Raw genomic sequence first — 12,248 nt, forward strand, 5'->3', positions numbered from 1 at the left:
TTTTATATTCATCATGTGACACGTGTCACATAGAAGTGATGACAGTCGTGAATAGGTTTCATCATGAGTCTTCGCTACAATAAAATTAGCCGAATCAGAGGAGATCGTGTGGATGGATGTTTCTTTTTATCCGAATTATGCGAAGCGTTTTTTACTTTTGGAGCTCGTAAGTATTGTGTTTTTCTTTTTTAACGTTTTGACGTATGACAATGATTTCTCGTATGTGTGGAGAGTCTTGATTGTTCTCGTTATTTTAGCTCTATATTTAGGGACGCTCTGGTACTTTGATATGCGCTATGTGTTGTTTAGTGCACTTGCGTTTCTATTGTTTATTCTTCTAGCATTCGTGCTTCATTATTATTTACTCATCTTTATGATCTTTTTTACAGATTTTTATCGAAAAGTCCCTATTGTTCCTACGCTACTATGCCAACAAGCGCTGCTCGTTGTGACACACGGGGTTGTTTATGTAGTGGCTGTGCCACCGGCTGAGGGTGCGTATGTTTCAACCGTCCTTTTTCCGATCTTAATTATTCAGCTTCTAATTCCATACGTTTCTCGGTCCGTCATTCGAGCAAAAGAGTTGCAAAGAGAGCTAGAAAATACCCAGTCGCAATTGGATGTGTACATCCAAGAAGAAGAACGCAATCGAATTGCCCGTGAATTGCACGACACTCTTGGCCACACGTTAACGATGATGAAAGTGAAAAGTGAATTGGCTCTCAGATTTATCGATCATGATCCTGAACGTGCGAAAGCAGAAATGAATGACGTTCTACAAACAACGCGATTTGCTTCAAAACAAGTGCGTGAAGTTGTGACGACGCTTCGCTATACGTCCATTACAGAAGAAGTTATGCACGCTAAGCAGTTGTTTCAGACGAATCAGACGACGTTTAAAAACGATGGTATTGTAAATGTCCCCGAATTGAGCGATGTCATTGAAACGATGATTGCTCAATCCCTTCGAGAAGCTCTACTGAATGTATATAAACATAGTGAGGCCAGTGAAGTAAGTGTATCTTTTTCTACCGATCAGCAATCGTTTACCTCACGTGTGGTTGATAACGGCAACGGTTTTGAGCAACAGCTCATTCCGTCTGGAAACGGACTCGATTCAATCGTGAGCGAATGAAATTAGCAAAAGGGAACGCGACGATCCATTCAACACCAAAAGGTACGGTCGTCACGTTAATGATCCCAATTGGAAATGAGGAAAACAAATGATTCGACTTCTCTTAGCAGAAGATCAAGTGTTACTCCGTGATGCGATTCAGTCGTTATTGCAACTGTCAGATCATATTGACATCGTGGCCTCAACGGGCAATGGGAGCGAAGCTTTACAGCTAGCGGCTACGGAGCACGTCGACGTCGCACTACTGGATATCGAGATGCCGGGCCTCACGGGCATTCAAGTGGCAGAACAGCTGAAGAAAGGTGAAGAGTATGACGGCAAAGTCGCATTATTAACGACATTCTCACGTCCTGGGTACATTGAGAAAGCGATGATTGCCAACGTCGACGGTTATTTGTTAAAAGATGAACCAATCGAAACGTTAATTGAGTCGATTGTACGCATACATGAAGGAGAACGAGTCATATCGACCGATTTGCAACCGCTGCTATTTTCATTGGAAACGAATCCGTTGAATGAACGAGAAGTGATGTTGTTACACGCTGTTAAAGAAGGGCTTTCAACCGAACAAATCGCAATAGGGAAGCATTTATCAGAAGGAACGGTACGCAATTACTTATCGTCGGCTCTTCAGAAACTGCACGTCACTCATCGCCACGAAGCCGTCCGTATCGCCGAAGAGAAAGGGTGGATGTGACGTGAAGCGACGACAACAATTACTGTGGATCGGTGTGGTGGCGTGGGTGGCTTCATTACTTCCGATTCTCTACGAACCATTTGCTATCGCCGCCTCACCTGTGCCTTACGATTTTAGGATGCAACCAATGAGTGATCTTGGAGTGACGGTATGCGAAGAAAATGCTTACCCTATGGCGAGCTATATGATCTGTTCTCCTCATTACCTAATCGTAAATACGCTATTTGTTCTTTCTGGAATGCTTATTTCGCCGGGGGAATTATTATTCACCAGTTCACACGTGTACCGGTTGCTTTTCGGTTATGGGTCGTATTTTCAGTTGGGGCGGTCCTATCTGGACTCATTCCTGCGGATATTCATTTTACTGCGCACACACTTCCGGCATTGGCGATGTTTCTTGTGCCGATCATACTAGCGATGTATGCGAGACGTGAACGCGCGGGCAAGACGCTAAATTGGGTTTTCTTTAGTTTGCTCATTCTCTGTTTTATTGGCATGGCATTAACCGTGTTCTTTCCGTTAATCGGTGGGTTGCTCCAACGAAGTTTTTACGTGTTCGTTTCCGTTTGGGGAGCACTGTTTACCTTACAACTCGTTAGAAACGAGAAGCAACAGCTGTGAGTTCTATACTCGTCAGTTATCAGTGGGAATGGTTTATTATTGCCGAAATCTCGAGTTGGTTATCGCTTCTTTTGTTTGGGGCGCTTCGTTATTTGTGGCAAAGAAAAAATGCGAGCATACTCTTCCTTATCACATTTATCGGAATGACATTGTTTCAAGCGGTGCTCGCACTTGTCGTTTACCGTGAGACAGGAGAAGTGTCTCCATTCACAATCATCATCACCATCTTTGTGCTGTATGCGTGTACGTTTGGCATTAGTGACTTCCGTCGCCTCGATCGTTGGATGCGTAAGAAGATCGGTCAGTTTCGTGGCCAAGACTTATTAACACCACGAGACCGGGAACGGATGAGGAAACAGCGAGATCCCCGTCAGATCATGCGAAAAGATTTTCTTGTTACGTCAGTGCACGTCCTTATTTTTCTTAGTGTGCAAGTGTTCTTTTGGTCGCAAGGACCTGTGCCGGTCTCAAGTTGGGGTGAATCGCTCAGAGATATCGGTGAATGGTTTTCGGCAGGGGACTATGAACAGTCTCCGTATGCGTCAGAAACGGTTTTCGCCATCTGTTCTGTGTGGCTCATTGTCGTCGTCATTGACGTGATTTACTCAGCCAGCCATCTCTTTTCGCTCGGGTCTAGAAGCTGATGCGTCTTTGTATGTTGTGGGAATGTTGACGAATAAATAGCGTCTCACGCTCTAAGTTCCTCGTTAACGTAACATCGAATCCGTTCTATGTGGGGATTTTAGCAGCATGTACGTTGCGACCGAATATTATTCCATCATAGACATACTGCTTTTTCGGCCTGAGCATTGGCGCGGGCATGGGAGGAGAAACTTACCATAGATGGTTTTGTGGTAAGGTTCTCCTTATTTTACGAGGCGTATTGTTGAAAATCTTCCCATAGAAACGTGAAATTTTACCATAGAATGACCAATGGTAAAATTTCAGCCGAGTACGCTAGCAAGTTTTAGAAAATCCCATCATAGACAGGATGTATGATCTTACCTTGCCCCTCCTAACTCCCGGAACGACTCCAACCGTTTGATTTGCTCTCCTTTATTATCAAAGTTAGCGGGAGAGAGCCAACGGTGGAAGGCTTGTTTTCGATCTGGCCATTCTTCCAATAGCATAGAGAACCAGCTTGTGTCTCTTGAGCGGTTTTTGTAGATAACAGCGTTTCTAAATGTTCCTTCGTATGTAAAGCCCAGGCGTTTTGCGCTATGGATCGACGGGGCATTTAAGGAGTCGCATTTCCATTCGTAGCGGCGGTATCTGAGCTCTTCAAATATGTATTCGGCGAGTAGCGCGTGGGCTTCAGTTGCCATTGCTGTCTTTTTGAGGGAATCTGAAAAATGGATGTTACCGACTTCGATGACGCCGTTACGGGGATCGATTCTAAGCAAGCTAAAAATACCGACGGGTTTCTCGGTTAATTTGTTGATGACCACATAATAAATGTGGATGTTGCTTGCAATTTTCTTTTCCATCAAACGTTCAAAATCGCTAAAATGATTCGGACGCTCCTCGGAAAGGTACGTCCAATGGCTCGGATGAGACTGCGAAAAAGCGTCGTATAGTTCCTTAGTGTAGGCAAGACTCAATCTCGTAACGATCGTGTATCGACCGATGTACTTCATTTCAGTAGGGATGACACTCTCTTTCCAATTCGGAAGGGGTTTTCCTACAGGTTGATTAAATTCATTCGTATTCTCGTCCATCGAATCAGCCCTTTTCTTATGAGTATAGCGAAAATAAAAACACAATCCAACGGTTGTTGGATTGTGCGAGTGTTTTAGATGGATACGTTCGTGGATAAGAACTCCGCCATTTTTTGCTCGTGCTTGTCGAGCATCATTTGTTCTGGTTGAATGCCTTCGTTACGAAGTACATCGATGTTGTGAACGAGAAACTCATCGCTACCAACGATGTAGAAAAGACCGTTTTTGTCTGCGGCGAGTTTGCGGACTTCTTCGTAATAGTCCCCTCGGTTATCGACAAACTGGACGGTGAACTTTTTCTCGGGTGCGGATGCAAACATCGTTGTGAATAGGTACTCTTTTGACGAGTCAATGTTTAAAGAATGAATTTGATTTACATTGTCCGCACGCTCTAAATAATCAAGGACGAGCGGTCGGAATGTGGCTAGACCGACACCAGACGATAGCAAGTAAATATTCTTATCTTCTCTTTTCAATGGGACGTTGGAATGGGTCTTGAATAAGGCTACTTCATCGCCAATGTTTAGGTTTCTTAATATCGTCTTAAATTCTGAGCACTGTTCTTTTATACGCGTCGTAATGCCAATGGAGTTCTCATGTGGCAATGTGCTAATCGACATGTGGCGGATGAGGCTGCGGTTTGGTTTCTCCCCAGCATTAAACCCTTCAAATGCCAGGTGAGTGTGTGCGCCTTCTTCCCATGTGAATCCTTCTGGGCAGTCGAGCATGTACGTTTTCACTTCAGGTGACTCGTCAATAATTTTATTAATCTTCGTCCAATAGATTTGCATATCGGTTCCTCCCAATCAAGCAAAAGTGTAAGTACCTTCACTATATACTAATTGAGAACAATTCTCAAGGGAGAGAGGTGAATCTACTTGACGGCGCCCGTATCTTCTAGAGACACATCGACGTTTACACGAATGTCGGCATCTTGGAAATGGTCGGTTTCCCACTGTTGAATATCGAGCCCGCGAATATGATAACTCGCAATTTCTCCAATGCCGATTGCATCAATATTTTCATCTTGAAGAAAGCTAACAATGCTGTTCATCTCCGTTTCTGCCAATTCCTCGGTCAGACGTTCGATCTGTTGGACGTTTTCGTATTCATCGGCATCCACGTTTGTTGTTTCACGTAAGGACGCATGAATCGCAACATCAATGGTGACGTGGAAATCGTGGTCTCCGACCTGCTCAATTTTCCAATCAGGTTTCGTTTCAAGATCAATCAGTGTCACTTTCCGATTATTGTTGAACGGAACACTTAGGTTGCCGCCTGCTGTTTTTTCGAACAGTTGCCGAAAATATTTCGTTTGATCCATCGAAAGCGTTTGCTTATGTTCATCTTCTTTAAACAGTGCAAGACCTACGACTTCTACACGGTCATCTTGCTTTTCAATGAACGGCAAAAACGGCTCAGCCCCATCAGCATAGTAACGGTATAAGAATTCATGCAAGTTGCTCTTTGGAAGTTGAATCTCTTCATTTCGTTCGATAAGGTCTACGAGGTATTTTTCAGGTGTTGTATGAAACGGGTAATTAAACTCAAGAATGTCACGTGTTGAGCCTTCCGTTACAGCGAGGTGCATATCTTGCTCAATCATTGGATTTCTCTGTGTGTTATCTACAATTTGAAAAACGCCTGCTTGCGCAACTTCATCATTAAACAATTGCAAACTCGTCCGGCTCGTGTCCACAATTCGGGAAGACTCCGATTGAAATCCAGAATAGAGGGCTTCAAGATGTTCGTACTCGGTAACAAGGCTCTCGCTTTCAGGTATGACTTCATCCATCGGCATGATAACCGTCGTAATTCCTGTCGTTTCGAGTTTACCGTCATACAAGTCATGACCTAACGCTTGTAAGTATTGAACGTCTTCAATTTTTGTTTGTTCAGGACTACAACTGATGAGTAAGACGGTGACGAGCAGTAGTAACCATTTTTTCATCAAACCGATCCCCACTTTCGCTTTGCAGTTGTCCAAATGAACAGAAAAGGAATATACAAATAGAGCGTATAAAAACCAACGGTGCTTAACACGCGACTGAGCTGTAGAATGTCGACTTCCCTCTGAAAAAAAGAGGCAGTCACAATGCAAATGACTGTAAGAATACGCAAGGCCGGCCGTTGACGAATGGAGAATGATTGCTTGGTGATATAGCTACTGGACCATAAATATAGGCTCATCGTCGGTAACAATATGATTAACCAGAGGGAAATGCCTAAGTATTCCATTTGCCATACAGAAAGGGTAGGCCACATAATTTCAACCAAATGGTGTTCATGAAATATGAGGTAAGTGATTGTATAGATGAACACGTAAAGCACAATGTTAAATGCGAGACCCCACTGGGCAAAGCGATGGGAAGCTTGTCCATCTTTTAAAAATGGATAGGCGACGAGAAGCACTTCAATGCCTAACAGTTGAAACGTCATTTTTTTTGCACCTTGCATGATCTCGAGAACGGAATGGTTGAATACTGGGAAAAGGCTCCCCGTTTGCAGCATCCCAGAAGGGTAATGCGAAAACAACAACAAAGGAATAATCAAGAAAAAAGCGATCACGCAAACGCCAACAATCGTTCTCAGTCCGGAATTGGTGAATAGATATACGAGGCCAATGAGGATGATAATGAGTACCCAGTGATCAAGGCCTGGAAATAACCAGACGCGCACGATCTCTACATACGTTGTCGTGAGGACGATGACGAGCGCCGTGAAATAGAGAATAAAAAACAGATCAACAACTTTCCCGAATTTGTGAAAGGCTTGTTCATGGATGGATGTGAGCGTATTCTCATGGCGAAGCATTCGGTACATTAACCATAAAATAAGGTGGGTGCTACGCCTGCGAGCAGGATGGAAATCCAGCCATCATTTCCTGTAATTGCAGCAATCTCTCTCGCATACGTAAATATGCCGACTCCGATCTGCATGACAGCGACGATAAAAAATGCAAAAAATGGGGAGAGTTGTTTGGAAATCATCATGTCACCTTATTCTTCAATGTCCTCGGATTGATGGTTTAAAGGCCTGGGTGAAAATCGCTTTGTTTTTTGCGGTCTTAAAAAACTCGGCCGCATGTTTTGCATACGGACGGGCAAGACCGCTAAGCTGTTACGTAAATCACCCCACCTGAACGGATAGATTGGGGCCATATATGGATTTCCTAATGATTTGAGATTCAAGAGATGCACGAGGAACAATAGTGAACAAATTGAAATCCCTAGAAACCCTAACCATTGTGAGAAAAGGATAAAGGGAAATCGAATAAGACGGATCGTATTTCCCATCTGATACGTGGGCGTCGTAAATGATGCGAGTGCGGTTAACGACACGATAATGAGGAGAACACTGCTCGCAAGAGAAGCTTCAACAACAGCTGTTCCGATGACGATCCCTCCGACAATACCGATCGTTTGCCCAATCCGATTCGGTAACCGTGCACCGCCTTCGCGAAGCAATTCAATCGTGATCTCCAGAAATAACACTTCCACTATGGGTGGGTAGGGGACTTCGATTCTTGATGAAATCATCGTCGTTAACAAATCATTCGGAATGAGTTCATGATGATACGTCGTGATGGCAATGTATAAAGAAGTCGAAATTACAGAGAACAAGACACCGAAGATTCTCATCATCCGAATAAAAGAACCGACAGGCCATAAAACGTAATTATCGTCAGGTGAAGAAAAGAACTCGTACAAGTTTGTCGGACCAATGAGTGCCATTGGAGATCCATCAAGCATAGTGACGACTTTTCCTTCATTCAATGCAGCTAAAACCCGATCGGGTCGCTCTGTTCCGAGTAGCTGAGCAAAAGGAGAGTTCGGATTGTCAGAGATGAGATGCCCGAGTTGTGAAACATCAATCGGCTCATCATAGCTCAAATCTTCGAGGCGCTGGATCATTGTGTTTACGTTTTGTTTAGAAGCAATCGTTTCGACGTACATGATGGCTGCTGTATTTTTCCCTTCACTTCCAACCGTCTGTTCGCGAATGATGAGATGTGTGTTATGAAACTGCTTGCGGATGAGGTTGATGTTCACATCCAACGCTTCAATAAAGGCTTCTTTTGGGCCCAGTACCGTAAATTCGTTCTCCGTAATCTCCACGGCACGCTGCTCAGTTTTTCTAAGGGGAATGGACAAGAGCGTTTGCGGATTGTTTTTTTCCACTACAATAAGGTTGCCGCGTAACAATTCATCTTGAACAGAATGTTGGAACCCGAGCTTTTTAATCCCCTCCACGGGCAACAATTCCTGCACTTCTTCCAGTGTGTTCATGTCTTGGCTTTTCAGATAGCGTAAAACGATATTATGTATGGATCGTTGATTGACGAGTGTTTTGTAATAATGAATGCGAAACGGGTTGCTCGCCGTCAATTCATCTGTCACAAAGTCAGCAGAACGATGGAGCTGTTCGATGGTTGTCTTGGCTGACTGGGAAATAGAGTGACTGTTCGTCTGATATTTTCTCTTTAGCAACATGTGTGACACCGACTTTACGAATGGGAATAGGAAAAGCTTGGCTGTGTGTGTAGTTTATGTAAGCGAGTGAAGTCTATACAAAAAAATCCGGCCCGAGCAATGATGATGCTCTTCGGGCCGGACGGAAGTTATTTACACTCGTCTTCTTTTTCTTTACATGAACAGAAATCGAAACAACCACAAGGAATTCGAATGGACTGATTAATGATCTGATCGCCTGTTACAACAGGACCAGGTGGCACTGGAGGATTGATTTGCTGGAATACAGCAGTCAGCACGAGATCTCCAGTTGTTCCTTCAGGAATAACCGTGATGAAATTGCCAAACTCATCTTGCCAACCGATAAAAGTGAGGCCTGGAATTGGGTCAGGATCGTTTAACACAATTGGCAAATCTAAGACGGTATACGTCGGCGGATTATTGCTTTGGCCGCCTTGTAAGTTCAAATACGTAATTGTATACACGACTGGTGCAATTTCAACCGCAGTCCGGTCTGCATTTAGTCGAACTTCCCAACCGTCAAAACCGACGACTGGCTTTAAAAAAGCATCTGCGTCACTTTGGCTGAGCAATGGGTATCCCAGTGTTGCGACAGCGACCGTGATTGGTACACCTTGTGGATTTGTCACGACGTAACCTGTGTTATTTAATTGAATCACCGAGCCGGCGAGCGGTCCTTGAATTTGTGCAACATTTTCAGCAGTTGGAATGTAAAGGCCGTTTGTGATGCTTTGCACGCCACTTACATTAAACGTTCCACCATTAAATATTCCAGGGCCAATCGGCGCAACATTCGGAACCGGAACACCGATGACCGTAGCGTTTGACAATGTTAGAATTCCACCTGTACTTGTATAGATAGCACCCCCGGAGAGACCAGCTTCATTTCCGGAAATCGTACCGCCAGTTCCGGTAGCACTAGCCCCGTTCCCAATGAATATACCGCCGCCTAATCTACCTGCTAAATTGTTGCGAATCTGCGTAGAATTCTCAATAATAGCCGTACCTCCGACTACAGCGATGCCGCCACCATTATTCGCCGCCAGTTGGAGGTTATTGTTCGCTGCATTCTCTTCAATGACAACTGGACCTGTGACGAGCAGCGTACCTGTTGTGGCGTTGAAATAAACACCCCCGCCATTTCCGTTAATGGTCGTATTGCCAGCAACGGTCGTGCTACCGTTCAACGTCACATTTGCATTTGGATCACTCGCCCAGATGCCTCCGCCATTTCCGTTCGTAGAAATGTTGTCGGAAACGTTCGTGTTGGAAATGCTTGCATTCAACACGCCCCCGCCTGCAGAAAAGTGAATCCCTCCACCATCAATTGTTGCTGTGTTGTTCGTAATCGTAGAAGATTCAATGGCAAACGTATCATTGCCGTTTGCACCTTGACCGAAGAACAAACCGCCGCCATCCACGCCGGCCGTATTGTTTGTAAACTGCGTTCCAATAACTTCAGTCGTTGAGCCACCTGAGCCACTCGTAATCGTTAATCCGCCTCCGCTACCTGCGGCTCCTGCAATATTATCCGTGAACAGACTGTTTAGAACGGTAACGTTTAGCGGGCCCGGACCGCCGTTAATAATCGCTCCGCCACCGTTAGTGCCCGCCGAATTACCTTGGAATGTAACCGCATTAATCGCGATGTTTGAAGGATTGGTTGAACTATCTGAATATAGGAATCCCCCGCTTGTGATGCGCCTGCGCTGTTTCCTGAGAAAATGACATTGGAAAGGTCACACGTTCCTCCTCCAGCTGAAGAGACTTGAAAACCACCAGCGGCGAAATTCGCTGTGTTATCGGTGACTGTCCCACCTGTAATTGTTACATTTGCTTGACTTGGCGCTAAGAAATTCAAAAATCCAGCCGCCCCGTTATTGCCAGCTGTGTTGTTTGTAATGGAAGGTGTACCCGTTTGAATATACGCATCATTACTGTTTGTAGCAAAAAGGTAAAGACCCGCACCGTTATTCGCTGTATTTTGATTGATCAACGCATTTCCCGTGATGGTCAATGAAATAGGGACGGTGTTTCCAGTGATGAAGTTGGATACATAAATCCCCCCGCCATTTGCAACGGCGGAGTTCGCTGCAATCTGAACGTTATCACCGATCGTCAAATTTCCACCGACACCTTGTACGTAAGATCGAAAATAAACGCCACCACCAAATTGTGCTTGGTTTGAATCGATGAGGGCATTTTCAGCAATTGTGACAGAATCCCCATTATTTCGAAGTGCAGCCATAATGCCGCCGCCCGTTACACGAGTATAGCCGCCCGTAATGCGAGCATCTCCTCTCATGACGAGCGTGTTAACAAAAGCAGGATTTCCCCTTAAATAAACGCCACCACCTTCTAAAAAGGCATTGTTGTTCGTTAAGATCGACCCTGATTCTAAAAATAAAGATCCGCCAGTAACTGCAATTAAGCTCCGATTTGTTGTGTCTGTAATCGGATGATTCGCTGCATCCCCATCTAAAATTAGATCAATCACTTGCATGGATCCGTTTAATACGATATTGAACATATAATCGGAAAATGTAAGTGCGCGAGTTAATGTATACGGCCCACCCGCTCCACTTACGAAGGTGACACCATAAGTGATGGTAATCGTTTGACTAATGGTAAAGCTGTTCTCAATGATAATCGGATTTGTTTGCACACTCAGCTCTTGCAAAAGTTCCGTTTGATTTGAAGCCATCCCCTCACCCCATAATTTGTGTTGTAACAGTTTATGCCTGGACAAGCGCTGATGGGTGGTTAAATGGCGGGGGACAAATATGGAAATGTGTATATTGGGGGGGTTACGCCAATGTGGATTGTAAATTGGTGTTGAAACTGATATAACTACAGAAATGTAACAATCAACTTAAACATATAGAAACAAGCCACGAGTAGGAACTTGTGGCTTGTTTTCAATGAGTTAAACGCATTAAGAAATTCATTGAAATTTATGGTTGAGAGAGTATCGAACCACCTCTTTATAATCTCGACGTAGAAAAGTCAAAAAGATTACTTCCGAATCCCGTCCTGGTTCATTTTGGCACCTTCAATGCAGGTCGTTGATAACGTCCGTCTCTAGTGAGTGATGTGAAAAAGTAAGAGAACTGGGGATCATTGCATAGAATAGGGGGCATTCATCTTATCTCTTTGACTATTCTATGTGACAATTCTCCTCTCAAACGGCGCACTTTAAGGTGCCAATTGCCTCATATATTTGTTTGTGAGGTACTTCATTTAGCAATACAAGCGATTATTAACGAGGGTTGTCACATAAACGTTGCCAACTGTCACAAATCGTAATATATGAGGCAGTTTACAACATTAATTCATCCATTTCAGTTTGGACGGTCACATAAAAGGGCAGAGAAGCAGGAAACTTTACTCTGCTCCCTCTCTCTTCCCTAGTGGACAAAAACGTTCTGTTTGAGCGAAAAGATCAGTCGACTTTTCATTGCCAAACGTTAGAAAGCATAGGTGGTTTGAAGCGCGTACCCTATTATTGGAGGTCATTCTTCTATTCAATATATCGTTAGACTAAGTTTGCGCAATTGTAATACTAAAGGCTGCAAGCCTCTGCC

General features: G+C 44.2%; 10 protein-coding genes and 1 pseudogene. 4 read left to right on the top strand and 7 right to left on the bottom strand.

The features are described from left to right. Window positions 1-112 precede the first annotated feature (112 nt). From JCM19039_RS21385 to JCM19039_RS01930, 4 genes are all read left to right on the top strand, one after another. Entirely contained in the window at window positions 113-1,135 is a 1,023-nt protein-coding gene (locus tag JCM19039_RS21385) for a sensor histidine kinase (RefSeq protein ID WP_052398429.1), read from the top strand. Between the two features lie 88 nt (window positions 1,136-1,223). Continuing rightward, the gene (locus tag JCM19039_RS01920; protein ID WP_042423276.1) at window positions 1,224-1,832 is read left to right on the top strand and encodes a DNA-binding response regulator; all 609 of its coding nucleotides are present in this window, start codon (window positions 1,224-1,226) and stop codon (window positions 1,830-1,832) included. 150 nt (window positions 1,833-1,982) lie between these two features. Beyond that, window positions 1,983-2,453 (top strand): hypothetical protein, encoded by a 471-nt coding sequence (locus JCM19039_RS01925; protein ID WP_042423278.1) that lies wholly within the window; start codon window positions 1,983-1,985, stop codon window positions 2,451-2,453. Further along, window positions 2,450-3,097 (top strand): hypothetical protein, encoded by a 648-nt coding sequence (locus tag JCM19039_RS01930; RefSeq protein WP_042423281.1) that lies wholly within the window; start codon window positions 2,450-2,452, stop codon window positions 3,095-3,097. The genes JCM19039_RS01925 and JCM19039_RS01930 overlap by 4 nt, the downstream gene beginning before the upstream one ends. A 357-nt stretch (window positions 3,098-3,454) precedes the next feature. Here the strand turns inward: JCM19039_RS01930 and JCM19039_RS01935 are convergent, their stop codons facing one another. From JCM19039_RS01935 to JCM19039_RS01965, 7 genes and pseudogenes are all read right to left on the bottom strand, one after another. After that, window positions 3,455-4,171: a GNAT family N-acetyltransferase gene (locus tag JCM19039_RS01935; RefSeq protein ID WP_042423284.1), complete on the bottom strand. Its 717-nt coding sequence runs from the start codon at window positions 4,169-4,171 to the stop codon at window positions 3,455-3,457. 74 nt (window positions 4,172-4,245) lie between these two features. Beyond that, complete coding sequence (locus JCM19039_RS01940) at window positions 4,246-4,962, bottom strand: bifunctional nitric oxide dioxygenase/dihydropteridine reductase 2 (protein ID WP_042423287.1); 717 nt, start codon at window positions 4,960-4,962, stop codon at window positions 4,246-4,248. An 83-nt stretch (window positions 4,963-5,045) separates the two neighbouring features. Continuing rightward, window positions 5,046-6,122, bottom strand: a complete 1,077-nt coding sequence (locus tag JCM19039_RS01945; protein ID WP_042423290.1) for a Ger(x)C family spore germination protein — start codon at window positions 6,120-6,122, stop codon at window positions 5,046-5,048. After that, window positions 6,122-7,164: pseudogene (locus JCM19039_RS01950) on the bottom strand (GerAB/ArcD/ProY family transporter). Before JCM19039_RS01950 ends, JCM19039_RS01945 begins: the two are co-directional and overlap by 1 nt. A 6-nt stretch (window positions 7,165-7,170) precedes the next feature. Beyond that, a complete protein-coding gene (locus JCM19039_RS01955) occupies window positions 7,171-8,661 on the bottom strand; it encodes a spore germination protein (protein WP_193744121.1) in 1,491 nt (496 codons plus the stop codon). A 131-nt stretch (window positions 8,662-8,792) separates the two neighbouring features. Further along, on the bottom strand, window positions 8,793-10,070 hold the full coding sequence (locus JCM19039_RS01960; RefSeq protein ID WP_042423298.1) for a hypothetical protein: 1,278 nt from the start codon (window positions 10,068-10,070) through the stop codon (window positions 8,793-8,795). A gap of 155 nt (window positions 10,071-10,225) precedes the next feature. Further along, window positions 10,226-11,368 (bottom strand): hypothetical protein, encoded by a 1,143-nt coding sequence (locus tag JCM19039_RS01965; protein WP_042423300.1) that lies wholly within the window; start codon window positions 11,366-11,368, stop codon window positions 10,226-10,228. Between the last annotated feature and the right edge of the window lie 880 nt (window positions 11,369-12,248).

The organism is Geomicrobium sp. JCM 19039 (genome assembly GCF_000698145.1).
In the GTDB taxonomy this organism is placed as follows: Bacteria; Bacillota; Bacilli; order Bacillales; family Marinococcaceae; genus Geomicrobium_A.

Bases quoted from the DNA above. Each gene is read 5' to 3' on its own strand.
- JCM19039_RS01920 (WP_042423276.1), top strand. From the start codon at position 1,224: ATGATTCGACTTCTCTTAGCAGAAGATCAAGTGTTACTCCGTGATGCG.
- JCM19039_RS01925 (WP_042423278.1), top strand. From the start codon at position 1,983: ATGCGAAGAAAATGCTTACCCTATGGCGAGCTATATGATCTGTTCTCC.
- JCM19039_RS01940 (WP_042423287.1), bottom strand. From the start codon at position 4,962: ATGCAAATCTATTGGACGAAGATTAATAAAATTATTGACGAGTCACCT.
- JCM19039_RS01935 (WP_042423284.1), bottom strand. From the start codon at position 4,171: ATGGACGAGAATACGAATGAATTTAATCAACCTGTAGGAAAACCCCTT.
- JCM19039_RS21385 (WP_052398429.1), top strand. From the start codon at position 113: ATGGATGTTTCTTTTTATCCGAATTATGCGAAGCGTTTTTTACTTTTG.
- JCM19039_RS01945 (WP_042423290.1), bottom strand. From the start codon at position 6,122: ATGAAAAAATGGTTACTACTGCTCGTCACCGTCTTACTCATCAGTTGT.
- JCM19039_RS01965 (WP_042423300.1), bottom strand. From the start codon at position 11,368: ATGGCTTCAAATCAAACGGAACTTTTGCAAGAGCTGAGTGTGCAAACA.